Raw genomic sequence first — 19,575 nt, 5'->3', positions numbered from 1 at the left:
TGTTTAACAAAAACGAATAAATCAATATCAATTAGTATTAATAAATTGTTGGAAATATATCATCTATTGATAGGTAAAACTTCAATCCAATAATCATCGGGGTCGTTTATAAAATAAAGTCCCATACTATGATTTTCGTAACAAACACACCCCATCTCTTTGTGATATTCTCTGATTTTATCATAATCACCATCTACTCTTATACATAAGTGGCTTTCATTTTCTCCCAATTCATAAGCTTGAGGATGGTCTCTCAGCCATGTTAATTCTAAAGAAAAAGGGCTAACACCATCTCCCAAATATACAAGAGTAAAAGATCCGTCTGAAGCCTCTTTACGCCTTATTTCGTTCAAGCCCAATGCTTTTTTATAAAAACTGATGCTTTTATCCAAATCTGTTACATTTATATTGAAATGATCAAATCTTCCTTTTATTTCCATAATTCTTTTTCTTTTAATAAGAATACAAATATAATATGAATAAAATAAACGGTTGACTTTATCTCTTGTCTTTTGATAATCTTTTACATATAGATTATTATAAAGATTTGATTTACATACATCTAATTTATTGAAGCACTAAAAATTGAAAACTTTTGAAATAAAATCTTTTTCTTTTTATAAAAAGTACTATCTTTGCACTCGCTTAAAAGCAAAAGGTGAGGTCCCGTAGCTCAGCTGGATAGAGCAACAGCCTTCTAAGCTGTGGGTCAAGCGTTCGAATCGCTTCGGGATCACAATACAGCAATTATAAATAGCTATATATCACAAGATGTATAGCTGTTTTTTTAGAAGACTATAGTGAGTATACACCAGAGATTTATTACAACATTTTATTGCAAACTTTTACGCTTGATTTATTAAACTACCTAAATAGCACAAGCGATACTATATATTGAAGACATAAATAACAAGAGAAAAAGAGATGAGACATGTTCGCAAACAACAAACCAAATTTATTTTGTATCATTAAATAGATCTGTCACAGAAGACATCAACAGTCTAATTATAAATAAGATAAGAATAAACAAAAAAAAATATCTCCTGTTAAGAGATATACTTTAATGTGTAATATGCTGATAACGTGTATTATATATATTCGTGGATCTATCTAAATTAAATTTATGAACATATTGCAGATTATGCCTTTTTCTTTTTTATGTCTTTTAATTACTTAAATTCAATTTATTTTCTAATTTTGTAATTAATTAAATATCTCTTAACAGGAGATATACCCTATACGATAAATTTTTGCCTTTGCTCTATACATTACATTTGTTGATTAAAGAAAAATCAATGAGATAGCAAACTTTAGAAAAATAAATTATAGCATAATGTTTCTTTTCCACTCCAGACATTTACACGAACTATATATATCCATACAAAAGTTTCAATACCCTATAAAACGGGGTAACCACTTGTTTGTCTTTAATTTGTTTGTCTTTAATATTTGTTGTCATCCCATTTATTTTCAACCGCCGCTTGGGAAAGTATTCGGAAGAGAATATAGGGTATTGAAGTTTTTATACGGGATAGAATTATATATGCAAAAAATGAGTGATTAATTATTTCATTATAAAACTAAAACATTTACTAAATGAAACCAACAAACTTCAAACTAAACAGAAGCAAACTGAAAACATTATTCATAGTTATAATGTTAGGAGCTTCTTCCTTATTACGTGGACAGGTAACCATCGGTTCGGGATATGAACCAAATTCAAATGCGTTACTCGATTTACAGGAGAATTCCGACCACAGTTCTACAAAAGGGTTACTGCTACCACGCGTTTCACTTTCATCAACAACATCATTTTCTCCTTTACTAGCGCATGTAGCAGGAATGACTGTGTATAACACCGCTACGATAAACGATGTAACCCCCGGATATTATTATAATGATGGGACTAAATGGATAAAACTTTTTGCGGAAGTTTCAGCAGTTACACCTAAATTCTTTTATATGCCATCTATTGTGCTACCGACAGATACCGCAGACCCATCTTATAACACAGCTACACAAGAGTTTACTGTTGATTTATATACTCTTTACAGAGAACAATTCGAACTGACTAATTCAGCGTCGTCTATCAAGGGTGCGGGTGCAACAACTTTACCTGTGTTAGCTAGTAATGACTTAGAGTATTTCATTCCTTATTATGATAATACGGTTTTCCAGAATATCACATTAAGTAATACAGGGATTTTGAAATACAAACTTTTCGCACAATTTACTTATTCCGAAAAAACGTTTATGAACATTGTTTTTAAGGTTAAATAACAATAGTTTGTACAAAATAAAGATTAGTAAATTATGAAAATATTTTATGCATTAATATTTTGCGTATGCACCATTTCTGCATTTGCGCAAAACAATATAGTAAAGGATGTAAAACAAGAGACTAATGGAAATTATTGGTTTCGTAGTGCCACAATAAATGTTCGTAACTATGAGACTAAAGCTGAAGTATTGACGCATACCTTTAATGACACCACATCTCTAAAAGGGATAAACAAGCTGCCATTTCCCATTCATCCCATATTCTTATCGGTATATATACAATCGGGAAAGCTAGCTGCTTGTACTCTGTGGAACAACCTCGCGGAATATAATGTAATCAATGAGGGAATGTTACTATTGCCAGCTAAAGAATCTGAGAAGGAAATAGATCCAAAACCAGAAGATAATTTTTCTTCTCCATATTCCTTATCTCCTCTGTACACTTTGACTATAGAAGGAAATACTGCAACATTTACTTTTCCAGAGATTTATGGAAATAGTGATTATAACTTCCCATTAGAGGGTACATTGACTATTGTTCTTGTTAAAGACGAATCTTATAAAAATATATTATGACAAAAAGAATTATTTATATATTCTCTTGTTTGTGTATAAGTTTACTTAGCTCGTCACAAATTGGAGCACAGACTTGTAGTCCCAACTTCACTGTAAGTACCCAAATAAAGAATTCTACCTGCTTGTCGAATGGAGAAATAACCGTAACATTGGGTGGAGATACCACAAATATTTTTAATGTGCAATACGGACTTAGTTCAGAGGGCGGTTTTTCTATAAATCCTCAAAGTGATCATGTGTTGCGAAATATACCTCCCGGTACATATCAACTGACTGTTCGAGCTTTTTGTAAAATAGACAGTGAGTATAGTACGGTTAAAAATCTCTCAAATCTGGTTGTAGGAGGTAATTACAAAGTACCGGAAGTATCGCTTAATTCTGATGTCTCACGTAAATCATATCTAGGATGTGGTACAGGTATTATTGCGCTGAATGTTACCAATGGCAGTGGAAATTTTGAGTTTACTATTACCTCGGCACCCGCAGGGGTTGCTACTCCGCAGACGGTGACGCCCACAAAGAGTGGAAATGTTTACACATTTCCTAACACAAATTACCCTGCAGGGAATTACACCGTACAGGTAAATGACGGATGTTATACATCAGTAAGAGATTTTACATTGGGTACTATTTCTGGATTTCCTACTTTTAGTAACCTTACTCAAACTGCTTTTCTCCCCGATTTGGATAATACTCAAGGTTCATGTGGATATGTAAAATGGACTGCCTCTTCTAATGAAATATTGGCTAATCCTGATTATAAAAGATATTATAATGATAGAATGTATGAAATAGGAGCAGCTCCCGCCGGACAGATACCAACCCAATGGTCAGACTGGAACAGTACTGCGTCTGGCGGAATGTTATTGAATATATCTCCTTATAATATAGCTAATTTTTATTCATCAAATAGTCTTGCTATTTATATACGATTGAAAGGTTGTAATGACATTTACAAAAGCTTCACTACGAATATAAAAAAACCTACGTATTTCACTTATTCTATGCGTGATCGCAATTGCAATAACTATACATATACCGTAAGACCATGGACAGATTATGATGGATTATTTTGTTATCCATTACATATTGTAGTAAAAAAAACAACAGGGGGAGATATCGTTTATAATAATCCGAACTGGTTGAACAGTGTCAACTCGAATGATATAATGACATTAGAGTATGATACTCAGTATACTGTTACGTGTACAGATCAAAATGGAACAGTAGTCACGAGTTCAATTTCCGCTATAAACCGGAACATTTCATTTACAACCAATAGATTTGATTGTGACAGTTATCAACTAGTTTATTATCTACCAACCGGAACCCATAAGTGTATACCTGTTGAGGTGACTATTACCGACCCCAATAATGTGGTGGTATGTACCCAAACCCTAACTAATACTGCGACTAATTATTCTTGCCCTTTAGAGTATGGTAAAACATATACATTCACTGCAGTTTATGCTGATGGATTTACTTATACTACTACACGTAATATAGCATCCACTCTACCGACAAGTTATGCATTGAGCACAAGCAGTTCGTACGATGATAAATGTACTGTAGATAAAGGACGCTTATATATATCCGCAAATGCAGGCTGGCCAATAGGAACGACTTTAACAATAACAGGACCGACTGGATATGTTTCACAATCGGCAACAATGACATCGTCATCTGCCTCTTATACTATGCCTGCAACAAACTTACCTCCGGGAACTTACACTCTCACAGTGAATCATGGTTGCGGAAATCCTATTGTCTCGACCTTCAATAATCCGGGGATATATAACTATAAAGATCTTGGATATACTAGTCAACAAACTTGTTCGGGGATGAAAATAACTCCAACGGGTACTATAACGTATAAACGTAATCCTACAACTACATATTACCGCTTAACTAGTGGTCCTACGGGATATGATAAAACAGTAATTGCCCCCGGCGGATCCTTTACTTTCTCTGCACCGGGAACTTATGTGCTAGGTATATTAACCGATAATAATTCTACCGCTTGTGTTATTGGTGATACAACGATTGTTTATACAGCTCCACCGTTAGATCTCGACCCTAAGGCTACTTCGGCATATGTATGTGTAGGAGGAACAACCGGAAATATTTCGGTGAAAGCTATGAATGGAGTTGCTCCTTATACCTATCAGTTGTGGAATGCAGATAATACAGTGAAAATATCAGGTGTTGCAGATATAACAACCAGCGGTATTGCTCATTTTACTTACGGGCTAGCAGATGAGACTTATACAATTCGTATCAACGACCAATGTGGAAACGCATTTAAGCAGCAGATAATGATATCAAACCTAGAGACGGCAAAAATAGTATATGCGAGTTCAAATCCGATTTGTACAGGAGGAACAATACAGCTTAAATGCATAACTCTGGGGAGCACTAATTATACATGGACAGGACCAAATGGTTTTACTTCTGATATGCAGAATCCGACTATTAGCAATGTAGATACAAATATGACAGGTTGGTATAAAGTATCAGTTACACCTGAGTTTTGTGGTATAGCGAAACTCGATAGCATACATGTTACAGTGACACCAGCTTTGCTACCCACACCGAGTACTGCAGACCAATCTTTAGAGGTATGTGTACGAGAACAAGTAACTCTAACGGCAGAAGTGACAGGTGGAGAGGGATTCTATACCTATCAATGGCAATCGAGTACAGATGGCATATCTTGGTTTAATATAGCCGGAGCTATCAGTGCTTCCTATATTCCTCCGACACAAATAAGATCAGGAACATATTATTATCGCAGAATAACCTCCGACACGACTTGCGGTACAACCTACAATCTGATAAAAGTAAATGTAAAGGGGTGCTACATACTTGTAAATCCAAATATACGCAATAAAATAGAGCGAAAAAAAGACGGGACTTTCTGACCTTAGCCCGAATAAAACTACATATTTAAAGATGCAGAGTAAATAGTCTTTTTCTATTTACTCTGCTTTTATATCATTAAATAATACCAGCTTTTTTTTGTCTATTATTTGATATTAAGAATGTTAAGGTATTATCAAAAGGTATTGGTTGTATATAAAAAGAGTATGCTCAAAAAAACGAACATACTCTTTTCACTTATAAATCAAGAAAGCACGATATAAAGGACTGGTATTATAAGCCCCAATAGTAGGTACCATTTGCCCCGTCCACTAATACCATTTTTCCCTTTTACCATAATAAGACCTGACAAGGCAAAGAAAATGAGAGATACGGCAAAGAAATCTGCCATTACACTCCAGCCCTTTACTTTATTGTAATGAAGCTTATTTATCCAATAAACGAACTGTCGTTTGCTATGCTTTTCGTAATCCAGCATTCCACTTTCCGAATTGTAAACGCCGACTCCACCGTCTAGCATCAATCTAAGATGCTGATCATCTATCGATAGAATTTTCCGCAAAGGCGGAACATCTTTCCTATCGTTCCACCAATATGTCAACTCTTGCGAATTGAGTTCTTTTTCAGCTTGCAGAGTTACCTCTTCGGTATGAAAAGCCGGGTCTTTTCCGTTCATATGATTCAATAGAATTCCCGAAATCGCATAAACAAGACTGACTCCAACCATCAGAAATCCTAAATCTCTATGGATAATCCTTGCCCAACGGCGCAATGTTCTACTGCTCGACGATACTGAATTCTTCTCCATCTAAATAGTAAATGGCGTAATAATCTTTATTGTTTTTCTTCATCCAATCACGCATCTCGCTAATATTAGCAAGTTCGGCCTGGCAAGTTTCAGCAGAACCGTCTTCCTTCACTTTCTTTTCGTTGACATCTTTTTCGTACTGATCTATATATTCTTTAGTCAAACGACGTTCTTTTAAGACTCCGGTGATTGCTAATTCAGAACCTACTAATTCGCGATTAAAACCACCTATATTTCCTTTAGCTTCTACCCGCATAGATACATTTTCGTTGTCACCTACAATAAAGCAACGTTTCCCCGAATGCTTACATGTGTGTGTTACACTACCTTTAACTATTACTTTTTTATTTACTAATTGGTCTGCCTCAGCCAATAAGCTATCTAATGGATACATGGCAAGACCCGATACTTGAGCTACAGATGTCGAATCTGTATCATTTTCTTTATTATCTGTACTCTTGCTTGTGCAAGAAACTAAACAAATAGCCATATAGGCTAATAACATAATTTTTTTCATATACACTTTATTTATTTTTTGAATTAGGCAAGATTAACAAAGCTACTAAGCCAGCTATACCAGTTAAAAAGATATATATTCCATTAAAAATCTTCCTTTTAGGTGAACGCGTTATAAAAATAACTGTCAAGAATGCTATAATTAGATTTACTGCAAAGCCATAAATCCCTATATAGTGAAAATAGGGTTGTATATAGCTAGTCTCTGATTTTTCGAGAGTTAAATATACAGGAAATGTCCATTTAGAAACAGCATCCCACCTACCGGGCGTACGGTCAATAGTATGCTCTCCAATTCTTTTTAGGGTTTCGGCATCTAATGCATAAATCTTTTTAGCAAAAGGTGTCACGACGGAGACAGTCCAATCAAACATATTACCCATCAAAATAACTTCGTCTTTTTGCATATCTATCGGATCGATATCCAATTTAACCGTCTTATAATTAGCTCCATCATTTTCGATAATAAATAGTTCGCCTTGTTTGCTGAAAAGAAACCCATAGAATCTTTTATCGGCAACTTCCAGCATCGAGAAATATGAAGCCTGTATCTTTTCACCTATTTTTGTATTCTTTATATAAGGACGGTTGTTAACCATCTTCATATGGAATAATTGATTGTTAGCATCCAACACAAAATATCCTTCATCGTAAGGCTTACGTGGATTTGGATTTCCTATAAGCCATTGAGCGGGATACTGAAACCCTTCTTTGTCGAGAGCCTGTTGAAAAAGCCTACTTTTTTCAACTTCCAATGTATTGGTTTGCGCATCTATAAACTCAATGTTATTTTTAAGACGAAACACATCGTTCGGAATTTCTAATCCTACACGCTTAGGCATAGTTTCTAATAAAATATAAAGCCCATTGACAGGAGTATTTATATCTGAAGGCTTGTATTTATAAACAACAGATTTAGATCGGAGTAACTGCGGGGTTATTTTTTGCCCATTGATACTATCCGGCAATTTCCCATCAGTCATCAACTGACGATAATTCAACATTGGCATCAGGGAGTCGAACTGCGCTGTATTATATTTGTTCCCCTTCAAATCTTCCATCGGGAACTTTTTATTTTTGTAATCTATTAAGCCAATATCTTTCAGTATTGTACTGTAATAGGCAAAAGGATATTGGTCTGAGTTATATGTTGCTTTATTTACCAAAGCAGGAATTGCCCACATTCCTATTAAGGTCATGAACAGGAGTATAATTATATAAATAATATTTTTAAACTTCATTTCTGTAACTTTCTATCAATTAATATTCCGTTATTGTGCCCCATCTTTAAACCGATACATAGAATAGAAGGGAAAGAAAAAGCAAAGAACCATTAAAACTACAAGATATGGCATAAATGGTATATAGGCTCCTGAAACGGAGCGGATGAATAGGAAGGAAAGAAAGCCAATAGAGGCCAATGTATATCCTATTCGTTGACGCCATACGGGTTCAAGGCTTATCCATGCAGCAAGTAAGTATCCAAAAACACCAGCAAACAAATATGGTAGGTTTCCCCATATCATTGCTTTTATAATTTCTGAAGGATAATAGAAAAAAAAAGAAAACGATAAGACTAGATAGCTTAACAAAAAGATAAACAATAAGATGCCTATTCCAAAAAAGAGTAAGACAGACATAATTTTTGTTTCTAACATAGGTAAATGCAAAGTCAATTTAAGACGCTTGTCATGCATTTCAGGGGCAAATTGAGAAACACCTAATAAAAGACCAGCCAAAAGAGGAATCCATTGTGTAAATCCGGGGAGAATAGGCATATCTTTAAGTATCACTGTTGACCAAATTTGTACAGCGCCTCCAAGACGAAATTGTTGTCCTGTGTTTATCAGTGTGTAAATAATCAGAGCAACGAAGATAATTCCAATTAAGGTAACCACACGTCGGGTTTTAATCCATTCTTTAAATAAAAGAGCTTGTATCATATCTATTATATTCTTTTTCTTATTAATATTTACCTGTCAAACCTATAAAAGCGTCCTCTAATGTCAATGCTTCCTCTTTTACCTCAGCAACAGCAAAAGGAGCTAGTTTTTGATTCACAGCTTCTATTCCGTCAAAGGAATAAGTTTCCCAAACCAATCCGATCTTTTCTGTATTCCATAATCCATCTACAACACCTATCTCTTCAGTCTTGGCTGTAAAGCGATAGCGTTTAAATTTATTTATGATGTAACTTGTAGGTTGGTGAAGTAATATTTTACCATAATCGAGAATAATACAATCATCGATAAGCATTTCCATATCTTGTATTATATGGGATGTAAGGAAAATTGTTTTATCTTCGGCTGTCGCATATTCTTTCAGATATTCGATGAACAAGCGGCGATAGCCGGGATCTAATCCCATAGAGAAATCGTCGAGAATCAGCAAATCGGGGTTTTGCGCAAATAGTAATCCGAGAGCTACTTGTGAACGTTGCCCGCAAGACATCGTACTTATCTTCTGAGTTTTAGTTACCTGTAGTTTTTTCAGCAATTCATAATACGCATCTCTGTTCCAATTTGGGAAAAAACTACTATAGAATTTCTCTATTTGTACAACATTAAAATACGTATGCTGTATATGTCCTTCGAGCAAAAGACCTATACGAGCTTTGGTCTGTGGCGTAAAGTGATCCATTTCTTCACCAAAAATTCGACACACACCTGCTTGTGGGCGTAGATATCCGTTGAGGATATTTATAATTGTGGTCTTTCCCGTTCCATTTTTTCCGAGCAATCCTAATATCTTACCTTTCTTGACTTCAAAACTCAAGTCTTGGTAGATAAGTTTTGTCCCATAATAGTGTGTTATTTTGTCACACTGAATAATTGTATCCATAATTGGTTCTTTTATGATAGTTGTTCTTAGTGATTCCTTATTCTATTTATTAAAAGCCAACTCCTACCGATAGAGCGAGCTCATTAAAAGTTTTACCAATGTATTTGGTAGAAAAGGCATTTGTCAAAGCATAATTAAATTGTGCATACCCTTTTATCTTGCCTGGAAATAGTCTTGAATAACGAAAGGTTACATTTCCTCGGACACGGTCTGTCGTCAGATATTCGAATTCCCGGTAGATATAACGATCTAAACTAACAGAGGTAGATCCCTGAGTGGAAGAATCATAAGTTCCATCCTTCTTTTCGTTACCTCCTCCTGAAATATAACCGAATCCAAGAGTTAAACTATACTGATTTAATGATTTTATAATATTACGACTGGCGGACATCCCTACATTCCATTGATTTATATCTTGTTTGCGGTAATTCGGATAAATAGAAACAGTTTGCTTCATATTATTTGCTTCTCCATTAATCTTCAATATCCATATAGGAGAATAATCTTTTACGCCAAGATATGCGGTATACCCAGCACTAAATTCCCAGATTGTTTTATTCAACATTTCTTCTTGGCTCGAATAGTCAATCAAGGTAGTTCCATTGGGTAGCGTAGTATCTTGATGTGAATTTTCATAGTTCTTGAGCAATTCTCTACTTATATTAAATGAAAGTATGTGGCGATCGTTACTATTTAGCAATGTCAAATTTGCCCGATACTCATTTATTTTAGAAGTATGTTCTGTATATACGACAGACGATGTGCCACGCTTACCATAATATCCGTCTCTCCACTTCAAAGTCAATTCATTAAAAAATAACATGTTAGGAGATAATGTAAAATTTAATTGAAGGGATGCTCCTTGAAACTCTTCAAATAGAGGTTTGAAAGTATTAGCCTCTGTATAACCATCACTTTTACTGAATCGTACCTGATGCCCATAAAAAACACCAAAGTCTATCAATGAGTTAAACTGTTGATCGGTATTCCCATATGATTGAAAACGTATTTCTTCGATCCTACGTCGATATGTATAATTAATACCAGCTTCCCAAAATGGAGATATCCGGTAAGCAGCTCCTAATGTGAGTATCAAGTCTATTTCTCTGTTTTCATGACGAAGATCTTTAAATTTGGCATAATTAGAAGTTTTATAATCTAATTTTGTTCCTACATTAAATCCTCTGGCAAGTTCCGTACTAAATGCCCCTGTCAGATGATATATATCCAACGCTTTTTTCCCCTGCGTACTATCTGCATATTCCACTATGTTGAATGGGCTTACATAAGGATCAATAAAGGTAGCTCCCCCCATATTTTTGCCTTCAAAATGACTATAATTTACATTCCCATAAAATACTGTTTTGGAATTTAATCGATATAAAGATTTCACATCTGCTCCAGATTGGAAACTTTTATCAGACTGAAAGTAGTTTCTTAACTTACCATTTTTCTTATTAAAATAAGCTTCTGCATAAGAAAGATTGTCGATAGTAATAGAATGAAGCCCGGCTGCATTATCAGAATACAGCCAGGGATTTGATTCTTGTACATACTCATAACTTTCCCATCCTGTTTTTTCGTATTGCGCAATTAGCTTTTTGGGTATACAAAATCCAACCAGAAGCAAAAGAATCGTTATATTATGTACTTTTTTAGCCATTATTTTTTGTGTATTAATCTTTCAGCGAAGCTTTCTTACGTTGATGAAAGTCGTTTGTTGAATTATTGGTATCTTTATATATAATGCGCGCACCATTTTTAATTGAAGCTTCGGCATCGATTGTACTTGGATCAGTTGTTCCATCTTGTTGATCAGTTGTTCCCAATGAATAATTATAAACCAATTTCCCTGCATTACTTTCAACTGCTTCCGTTGCTTCTTTATCTACATTACGGTATATTGAGTACCCAAAACCATTAATCATTGTTACATAGCCCGCATCAACGGTAGAGGTTAGTCGCTTAACGCCGTCAACTCCTTGTCCTTTTATTTCTACACCATCAAGAATCCATTCTACCGGAATCTTTAAGCTTACTAATGCCGTACTTCCGAAATAATCTTCTTTTTTTGTTGCATCACTGGCAAATGCTGCCGGAGTTGTTCCTTGTGTATTAAAAATGAAGAATGTTGGAGATATAGTACTTAAAGGCCATGCATTACCCGCTCCATAAACAGATGCTGATAAGTAATGACTTGTAGGAATAACAGAGGCAGGAGAAGGATAAGAAGTCGTATTTGTATATTGTCCCGAGATATCATATGTACAATAATATTCAGAGTTCGCTAAATTTACCGAATTACTATAGGTTGTAGTATTGTCTACTGCATTTTTTAAAGCAATTACAATTTGCTTACCGGACGCTATTTTTACCGGATTCTTAAAATACCATATAGCAGCTCCTGCCGGAACCCATCCCTCTGCCTCATATGAAAGCTTTCCGTTCGAATAGTATTTATTAGCAGATGTAAAATTATAAGGTATAGTTGTACCTAACGCCGTATTTTCTAAGCTCAAATCAATACTTGAGTTATTATACAAAACAACGTATGCATCATTCTGAAATTTTCCCGATCCATCATTCTTTTGACATCCTCCAACATATAATTCTTTGATAACTATTTGTCCTGTCTTAGATGCATTCAATTTTAATTCAACCGGGGCGGCACTAACCCAATTATTTCCAATCGTAAGATTCGATTGGCCATTCAGAACATAAGAGCTTCCTCCAACGGCCCTATTATCAGTCGCTGTTACCTGATAGATACCTGTAGAGACTTTAAAAGATGCCTCCCCCGAAGCGTTTGTTGTAGACGTATATGCTGCTTTCGTAGTTGCATTAACGAGTGTAACAATAACATTTTCAGATGAAGTGTAATCATCCGGATAAACCAGTTTTACAGCCACATCATAAGTTTGGTATTTATCATCATCAGTGTCACTACAAGAAGTTCCAATTGTAAGAACTGCTATTAGTAAGAAAAATAATTTTTGTAAATTCATAAGTTACTTTTTATATGTTTATATTTATTTTACATCTTTCTCAACCATCCTTTTACAATTTGATACGAAGAGTTAGTCCGTAATAAAATTCAGGTAAATAACCTGAGCCGAATAAAGAATATTCACTGTTATTTTGTTTATTCTTAACCTTTGCAACATTATTAAAAAAGTTATTTGCCAGAAATGATATTGAAACATGATCACCCAACTCTTTTGTCACATTCAGATTCGCCGAAAAATATGCGGATATATCTGTAGGTTTGAAATAGTAATTGACATTTGACCGAACCACCATTCTTGCCAGCTCGTTGAATAAAGCGGAATCATTATCTTTGGCCCATAAGAACTTTTCTTTAAATGGGATTTTTGTATTCATATCATCCAAGCTCACATAATATAAAGGATAAAGAGCAACAAAATAGTCCCCTTTATAAATATTTGTCTCTGAATTTGAAGGGATGTAATCACTTCTATTGTCTATTACAAAACCTCGTGAGCCTGTAGATGATTCACTCAATTTTTGCTTATAATCGTACAAGCAACTTTCCAATCGAAGAGATACTATGAGGCGTATTGCTGGTATATGAGTACTTATCGAAAGATTATTTGTTATTTTTTTAGAGAGGCTGCCATTAGCAACATCATCTGTACCTTCATATAGACCGATATATTTATAAGGATTTCCATCAGCCATATTTTGAGAAAGGCTGGGCGAATATGCTATCAACTTTGTTTTTAGCCCCTTATAATAGTTGTAAGATCCATCTACTTGAAATGAAGTATGAATAGAGGGAATTTTTCCGAAATTAATTACCCATTCCAGCCCTCTTTTCGAAAAATCAGATTCATTGTAATAATAACTATTGGTCTTAAATGTATTCCTTTCTTTATAAGCTAACTGTTGGCTAGGCAAATTTCCTGTCAAATCTGAAACAGTAACTATTCCGGTAGTCTTATCTATTGCGTATGAACGGTTAGCTTCAGGAATTAAATTATTGTCAAGTGCTGTCTGATCTGTAAATTTATAAGAATACGGAGTGTATAGGGTAGCATCAGCATAGGGGGCTATTGTCTTACTATTATAGGCTAATAACGAAATATCTACTTGTCCAATACGAGTATTGAATTCTAATTCTATTAAACGGCTTCTTTGCCATTTAAGATTAGGATTGTAAATAGTTGTACTGGGCATCGTATTGTATGCGTAATACGTTGTGTTTTCTGCCGTTGTACCTGGTGTAAAAACCAATCTATCCTGATAGGTAGGAGTTGGATTTAATATATATGAAGAAGGAAGCTTTACAGCATCTCCAAATCCTGCACGTAAACTCATTAAAGAAAGAGTGTTGTTGGGACGATTCCAGAATATATATTTTGCACTAACCCGAGGTGACAAACTATTAATTGTTCCGTACTCAGATTTACTTATATATGTTAAATCACTTCGAAGACCAATTGATGCCTTTAATGAAGTTTCCCTAGGTAAGAGAAAAGCTACCTCATTTTCGGCAAAAAGAGCCAGATTATTTACTGCAGACTGATCGCTATATTTATATTCTCTCCATGTAGGAGCATAGCGCATATCGGTATAATATATTCCCTTGCCTAGATTTGTAGTCCGATTAAAATCTGATCCAAGCATGAATCGATTAGTAACATATCCGAATTTTCGTACCCAATTAGCTTTCATCTTTGCCGTAAACAAAAGAGGTTTATTATCTTCTCTTCTTGTTGTATACCAATATCCTCCGGGGATCAGTATAATCTCGGCATTGGGGTTGATGTCATAAAAAGAACCGATAAAATAACCAGATTCTGATGTATGAATAGCAGCAGTTGAAGTATTACTGTCCTTGTTTTCTTTCTTCTCACTTTGTAGATCCGAATAATTAAGAGTTCCCGAAAATTCTAATTTAGTAATCCACGGTTTGTTAAGTAGCCAATCTAGCTTCATATTCAACCGAAGTGCATTATCTCTTTCTTTAGTATAAGTGTCTACAAAAGCATCCGGATCTCCTTTCGAATTGTAGCCTCCAACATTCCCGGTCAAACCCAAAGAAAAATTTAAAGGATTATTCCGATATGAATTAAATACCTTGGAATAAATCAGAGATAGATTGTTCCTGACATAAGTCGTATAAGGCGAAGCTATATCGGAGTTGGATTTTGTATGCTCAAAACTCGTATTAAGTACCCCCCACTTCTTTCCTAGGAGGAAGCCTTTATCGAAAGCGATAGATTTTGTATTCGGCTTGGTACTTAGTTCTATATTTAATGGCGATTTGCCTTTCTTGGAATTTATACGTATCATCCCATTAGATAAGTCTCCATGCTCGACAGAAGGAACTCCGGTTATAACCTCTACAGACTCAATATTATTTGAAGCGATATTGCGGGTATCAGCCCCCTTTACTTCTTTTATAAATTGACTATTGTTGGATATTCGTACACCATCGACTTCAACTACTGTTCCAAAAGAAGATAAGCCTAGTTCACTTCCTCCGTTAGAGCGAAGATTGAAGCTATCAGCAGCACCCCTAACGCCAGCTAAATGTGTTTTTTTACTGGTTTGACCCCCAGGTAAAAGAGCTGCTATTTCAGTGATATTCAACACTTGTATCTGATCCAATGCTGCTCGTTCGATAGTATAGGCTGTTGTAAGATCTTCCACTTTCTTCTCTGCAGTAACAACTATTTCATTCAATAGTAAGTTATCCTCTGCCAAATAAAAAAGCAGATCGTTTTTATTCTTATCTACTTGTATTTTGAATGCTTTTTTCTCATATCCCAAAATAGAAATATTCAGCTCAAAAAATCCCTCCGGAATATTTTTAATAGTGAATTTCCCTTCAATGTCGGAAGTAACAGCTAAGCCAAGATCTGAGATAGAGATTGTAGCATACTCTATGGGCGTCTGATGTTTCTTGTCTAAGAGTTTTCCCGATATAGTGTAGAACTGGCAATATGCAGATTCAATAATGCATAAAAATAAAAAGCAGAGTAATAAACTCTTTTTCATTGATTTTATAAAATATTAGAAATGCAAATTTAGTTGTTGAAAGAAAGGCCTTCAATCGCATTTTCTTGGTATTTTAGGTCTAATTAATAACATATAGTAGGTATCTCGACTCTGTTTTTATAAAATAGCTATTAATATTACCTAATTTGTTTCTTGTAGTATAAAACCAGGATTGAGGAAAATCATTACTATATGTTGTAACAACATGGAGTAATTCATTATCTTTGTTGATGAATGAACGAAAATTATAGATAATCATTATGAGTTCAAATCAAGATAATGCATCCCGATGGCTGAGTAAAAAAATAGCAGAAGCCAAAGGTTCATATATTGTAGCTGCGGTATTTACTATTTTAAGTGCGATATCTTTTATCGTTTTTTGCTGGTATTTATCACAATTTGCAGCCTTATGGCTTAATCGAGGATTACTTCAGCCAGACCCTCTCCTATATTCATTAGTGTTTCTTACGGCTAGATATATCTTTGCTCATTTTGCTTCAATATTCAACTATAAAGCAGGAAATACGATTGTATCCAAAGTCAAAAAAGATCTATATCCCATATTATTAAACAACAATAAATTAGACTCTGTAGCAAGCACTCTCTACATTACCAGAATTTGTGAGGATTTGAAACCTTTTTATGCCTTTTTTATTCCATACGCAATGGCATCGCTTTTGGTTAGTGGAATGATACTTGTTGTTAGTTTTTGGATCGAAAAATGGGTTGGTCTTACACTGTTGGTTTCATTGATTGTTATCCCAATGCAAATGATAATAATAGGCATAGGTGCCGAAGCTCTTCATAAAAAACACATTAATCTCTTTTTGAAATATTCAGCTGTATTTTATAATCGCCTTCAGACTATTGCCGAAATAGTTAATTTAGATAACTTCAGACCTCAATATAATTTCTTGTCGGAAAAAAGTAAAGAGTTAAATAAAGCTACAACTAACGTCATGCGAGTTGCTATTTTATCGTCAGCAGTATTAGAGCTATTCGTTACTATTTGTATTGCTGTCGTTGCAATCTATTTAGGGATGAGCCTTCTCGGTATTATGACAGGACCTAATTACGGAAAAGGTTACGACTTTCAGATTGCATTATTTTTACTAATGATGTCTCCTTATTTTTTCTTTTATTTACGGAAATTCGTGAGTGCCTATCATGACAGAAATAGAGCTGTGGCTGCAGCAAAATTATTAATACCAATATTAAATGAAGGCATCGACACAACTTCAATCAATATCGATCTTCAGTTTAACAATTTAGCTATTAACAATTTGAACTTCGCTTATCCCGATTCACCGGTGAAAGTTCTACACAATATTAATGTACAATTTCCTTCAAAAGGACTAGTATTAATAAAGGGAATTTCGGGCTCAGGAAAATCAACCTTGCTAAAAATATGCTCCGGAAGCCTGTGTTTACAGGACAATAGTATTTCAGTAAACGGAAAGGATACTAAGTATTCGCAAAAGTGGCTTAGAACCAATTCTTCATACATGAATCAATTTCCTTTCGTTTTTGACGAAACTTTGAGATATAATGTTTTCTTAAAAAATGAAACGAATAAATCACAAAAACATCCTGAGTTTTTAGATAAAATACTTGCTAAAAAGGACGATGGTTGGGAAACTAAACTAAGTCATAATGGCAAACAACTGTCAGGAGGAGAAAAACAATTAGTTACACTTGCCCGAATGATGTTGTATCCAAAACCAATAGCAATATTGGATGAACCTACAGCCAATCTGGATCCGGATACAATCGAAATTATCATTCCGGAGATAATGAAATTAGCAGAAGACCGATTGGTTATAGTCGCTTCTCATGAGAAAATGTTCGATAATGTAGCTAATACAATCGTAAATTTAAACTGGGGGGAGCAAATGAGTCATGAATAAATTTATAAGAGTATATATATTAAAGCCTTTAGCAGGCAAATGGTTGCGAGGTACATTTCTTCTACTATTGTGGACGATCTCTTTTATTGCCCTTCCTGCTATATCCGGATGGTTTTTGGCGATCTGTAGTGTGGTGTTTGTTACTGCGAGCACTACTTTTTCGTATCTGGTACCATCTGCTATAATCCGTTTAATGGCATTTTTCAGAACGGCTGCAAGATACTTTGAGCGATTGGAAAACCACAAAGCCACACTAGACGCTCAACAGAGCTTGCAATTGAGAATTTTTCAGTCCGTGGCCAGATTTCCCTATTTCAAAAAACAGGTAAATAATAATTCAACACTACTAGAGAACAGTACACATGGAATCGACCAGATATTGAACCACATTCTTTTGTGGCTTTTACCTTTTACAGCACTAATCTTTTCACTCAGTATATATTTTTTCTTTCTTATTTTCTTTTCTCAAGTCATTGCAATAGAATTTTTGATTTCATCTGCTATTCTTTTATTTATTATTCCTCAATTAATTTTCAGGAAAAACAGAAAACTCTATGAAGAACTAAAGATATGCCGCGAAGAGAACAATCTGCTTCTTATACAAAGCTTTAGAGGGAGAATAGAAATATCGAAATACAGTTTGGAAGAGAAAGTTATCGAACAATACGAACAACGGCTATTACGCCTCGAGCAATTGGAAGACAAGTTACAAACCAATTCATTCTGGTTGCAGCTAATTGCGGGACTCGGTTTTAGTTATATTGCATCGCTTTTACTATGGAGTTCATATGGTAATGGTATAGATGCACCTACAGCCATCGGGATATTTTTCGGTATTATGGCACAGGCCGAATTGGCAGAAATGCTATTTTCGGGAAAATCGGAAAAGAGTGCTGTTGCTCATCAAGTTGAAGATGTTGATAGGATTATCAAGGATGGGGAGAAACCTCTGGAAACTGTAATCGTACATTCAAAAATGGAGAGCCTAAGTCTTAAAAATGTGAGTGCAATGATCCCCGAGACATCTGTGACTACTTCAGAGGTGTCATTAGAAATAAAAAAAGGTGAATGGATTTCACTATTCGGAGAGACTGGAAAAGGAAAAACGACTTTGTTAAACAGCCTTTTTTATCCTGAATACCGTAGATGTGGATCGTTAGTATGGAATAACGATATTGAATTGTCACATCTACCTGTTCCTGAATGTATTTATGTTACCCAAAAAGCTTATTTATTAACGGGAACATTGCGCGAAAATTTTGAAGATCATCCGGACGAAGCTATTGAACACGTACTAGATACAGTAGATCTTACTAGCTGGCGTTTATCGCTTCCTGATGGACTAGATAGCTGGTTAGGAGAAAACGGCGAAATTCTGAGTGGTGGGCAGCGTAAGAAATTACTTCTGGCACAAGCCTTGCTTAAAAAGCCACAACTATTAGTTGTGGATGAACCAACAGCCGGTATTAGCTCCGAAAATGCTATTGCTATATTTCAGAATATAAAACGTGAATATCCCGACATTACAATTTTAATGGCGACTCACCTAAAAGATTTTGAATATGTATCAGATAAAATTGTAAGGATATAAACGCTCTTAGACAGTTATAAATATTTACTTAAGGTTTTTATTTCTTTTTTCAAGTTATATCCTGAGATCGCAACATCTGGCCTATCATTTTTTATTATATCTGCACCATAAAGACAATCCTAAAAATAAATATTTTTGTAATATACTAATAT

Annotated in this window: 14 protein-coding genes and 1 tRNA gene; 6 read left to right on the top strand and 9 right to left on the bottom strand. The window is 34.9% G+C overall.

The features are described 5' to 3' along the window. Positions 1-59: 59 nt before the first annotated feature. Positions 60-440 (bottom strand): VOC family protein, encoded by a 381-nt coding sequence (locus E4T88_RS12790; protein WP_135106024.1) that lies wholly within the window; start codon positions 438-440, stop codon positions 60-62. A 222-nt stretch (positions 441-662) separates the two neighbouring features. On the opposite strand from E4T88_RS12790, the gene E4T88_RS12785 reads away from it, so the two are divergent. The 4 genes from E4T88_RS12785 (at position 663) to E4T88_RS12770 (ending at position 5,777) form a co-directional block, all read left to right on the top strand. Continuing rightward, positions 663-736, top strand: a tRNA-Arg gene (locus tag E4T88_RS12785). Positions 737-1,596: 860 nt separating this feature from the next. Next, positions 1,597-2,280 carry a phage tail-like protein gene (locus E4T88_RS12780; RefSeq protein WP_135106023.1) on the top strand — a complete coding sequence of 228 codons (684 nt, stop codon included), beginning with the start codon at positions 1,597-1,599 and terminating at the stop codon, positions 2,278-2,280. A gap of 33 nt (positions 2,281-2,313) precedes the next feature. Then, entirely contained in the window at positions 2,314-2,856 is a 543-nt protein-coding gene (locus tag E4T88_RS12775) for a hypothetical protein (RefSeq protein ID WP_135106021.1), read from the top strand. After that, positions 2,853-5,777 carry a DUF8696 domain-containing protein gene (locus tag E4T88_RS12770; RefSeq protein ID WP_135106019.1) on the top strand — a complete coding sequence of 975 codons (2,925 nt, stop codon included), beginning with the start codon at positions 2,853-2,855 and terminating at the stop codon, positions 5,775-5,777. The genes E4T88_RS12775 and E4T88_RS12770 overlap by 4 nt, the downstream gene beginning before the upstream one ends. Before the next feature lie 203 nt (positions 5,778-5,980). Here the strand turns inward: E4T88_RS12770 and E4T88_RS12765 are convergent, their stop codons facing one another. The 8 genes from E4T88_RS12765 to E4T88_RS12730 form a co-directional block, all read right to left on the bottom strand. After that, positions 5,981-6,544: a PepSY-associated TM helix domain-containing protein gene (locus E4T88_RS12765; RefSeq protein WP_135106017.1), complete on the bottom strand. Its 564-nt coding sequence runs from the start codon at positions 6,542-6,544 to the stop codon at positions 5,981-5,983. Beyond that, on the bottom strand, positions 6,513-7,061 hold the full coding sequence (locus tag E4T88_RS12760; protein WP_135106015.1) for a hypothetical protein: 549 nt from the start codon (positions 7,059-7,061) through the stop codon (positions 6,513-6,515). The genes E4T88_RS12765 and E4T88_RS12760 overlap by 32 nt, the downstream gene beginning before the upstream one ends. 7 nt (positions 7,062-7,068) lie before the next feature. Beyond that, complete coding sequence (locus E4T88_RS12755; protein ID WP_228093914.1) at positions 7,069-8,259, bottom strand: DUF4857 domain-containing protein; 1,191 nt, start codon at positions 8,257-8,259, stop codon at positions 7,069-7,071. A gap of 72 nt (positions 8,260-8,331) precedes the next feature. Next, on the bottom strand, positions 8,332-9,003 hold the full coding sequence (locus tag E4T88_RS12750; protein ID WP_135106011.1) for a hypothetical protein: 672 nt from the start codon (positions 9,001-9,003) through the stop codon (positions 8,332-8,334). 22 nt (positions 9,004-9,025) lie between these two features. Next, positions 9,026-9,901 carry an ABC transporter ATP-binding protein gene (locus E4T88_RS12745; RefSeq protein ID WP_135106009.1) on the bottom strand — a complete coding sequence of 292 codons (876 nt, stop codon included), beginning with the start codon at positions 9,899-9,901 and terminating at the stop codon, positions 9,026-9,028. 49 nt (positions 9,902-9,950) lie between these two features. Then, a complete protein-coding gene (locus E4T88_RS12740) occupies positions 9,951-11,564 on the bottom strand; it encodes a DUF6850 family outer membrane beta-barrel protein (protein ID WP_135106007.1) in 1,614 nt (537 codons plus the stop codon). Between the two features lie 13 nt (positions 11,565-11,577). Beyond that, the gene (locus tag E4T88_RS12735; RefSeq protein WP_135106005.1) at positions 11,578-12,906 is read right to left on the bottom strand and encodes a DUF4876 domain-containing protein; all 1,329 of its coding nucleotides are present in this window, start codon (positions 12,904-12,906) and stop codon (positions 11,578-11,580) included. Between the two features lie 52 nt (positions 12,907-12,958). Next, the gene (locus E4T88_RS12730; RefSeq protein WP_135106003.1) at positions 12,959-15,925 is read right to left on the bottom strand and encodes a TonB-dependent receptor; all 2,967 of its coding nucleotides are present in this window, start codon (positions 15,923-15,925) and stop codon (positions 12,959-12,961) included. A 260-nt stretch (positions 15,926-16,185) separates the two neighbouring features. Between E4T88_RS12730 and E4T88_RS12725 the strand changes: the two genes are divergently transcribed. Both E4T88_RS12725 and E4T88_RS12720 read left to right on the top strand, forming a co-directional pair. Then, on the top strand, positions 16,186-17,832 hold the full coding sequence (locus E4T88_RS12725; RefSeq protein ID WP_135106001.1) for an ATP-binding cassette domain-containing protein: 1,647 nt from the start codon (positions 16,186-16,188) through the stop codon (positions 17,830-17,832). Continuing rightward, positions 17,825-19,423: an ATP-binding cassette domain-containing protein gene (locus E4T88_RS12720; RefSeq protein WP_135105999.1), complete on the top strand. Its 1,599-nt coding sequence runs from the start codon at positions 17,825-17,827 to the stop codon at positions 19,421-19,423. The genes E4T88_RS12725 and E4T88_RS12720 overlap by 8 nt, the downstream gene beginning before the upstream one ends. The last annotated feature ends 152 nt before the right edge of the window (positions 19,424-19,575 follow it).

This window comes from Dysgonomonas mossii (genome assembly GCF_004569505.1).
GTDB lineage: Bacteria > Bacteroidota > Bacteroidia > Bacteroidales > Dysgonomonadaceae > Dysgonomonas.
The sequence above is the reverse complement of the archived record's forward strand: the minus strand, read 5'-3'. Positions and strand labels throughout refer to the sequence as shown.

Excerpts from the sequence above, each read along its gene's own strand:
- E4T88_RS12790 (WP_135106024.1), bottom strand. The coding sequence starts at position 440 with ATGGAAATAAAAGGAAGATTTGATCATTTCAATATAAATGTAACAGAT.
- E4T88_RS12780 (WP_135106023.1), top strand. The coding sequence starts at position 1,597 with ATGAAACCAACAAACTTCAAACTAAACAGAAGCAAACTGAAAACATTA.
- E4T88_RS12775 (WP_135106021.1), top strand. The coding sequence starts at position 2,314 with ATGAAAATATTTTATGCATTAATATTTTGCGTATGCACCATTTCTGCA.
- E4T88_RS12770 (WP_135106019.1), top strand. The coding sequence starts at position 2,853 with ATGACAAAAAGAATTATTTATATATTCTCTTGTTTGTGTATAAGTTTA.
- E4T88_RS12765 (WP_135106017.1), bottom strand. The coding sequence starts at position 6,544 with ATGGAGAAGAATTCAGTATCGTCGAGCAGTAGAACATTGCGCCGTTGG.
- E4T88_RS12760 (WP_135106015.1), bottom strand. The coding sequence starts at position 7,061 with ATGAAAAAAATTATGTTATTAGCCTATATGGCTATTTGTTTAGTTTCT.
- E4T88_RS12755 (WP_228093914.1), bottom strand. The coding sequence starts at position 8,259 with ATGACCTTAATAGGAATGTGGGCAATTCCTGCTTTGGTAAATAAAGCA.
- E4T88_RS12750 (WP_135106011.1), bottom strand. The coding sequence starts at position 9,003 with ATGATACAAGCTCTTTTATTTAAAGAATGGATTAAAACCCGACGTGTG.
- E4T88_RS12745 (WP_135106009.1), bottom strand. The coding sequence starts at position 9,901 with ATGGATACAATTATTCAGTGTGACAAAATAACACACTATTATGGGACA.
- E4T88_RS12740 (WP_135106007.1), bottom strand. The coding sequence starts at position 11,564 with ATGGCTAAAAAAGTACATAATATAACGATTCTTTTGCTTCTGGTTGGA.
- E4T88_RS12735 (WP_135106005.1), bottom strand. The coding sequence starts at position 12,906 with ATGAATTTACAAAAATTATTTTTCTTACTAATAGCAGTTCTTACAATT.
- E4T88_RS12730 (WP_135106003.1), bottom strand. The coding sequence starts at position 15,925 with ATGAAAAAGAGTTTATTACTCTGCTTTTTATTTTTATGCATTATTGAA.
- E4T88_RS12725 (WP_135106001.1), top strand. The coding sequence starts at position 16,186 with ATGAGTTCAAATCAAGATAATGCATCCCGATGGCTGAGTAAAAAAATA.
- E4T88_RS12720 (WP_135105999.1), top strand. The coding sequence starts at position 17,825 with ATGAATAAATTTATAAGAGTATATATATTAAAGCCTTTAGCAGGCAAA.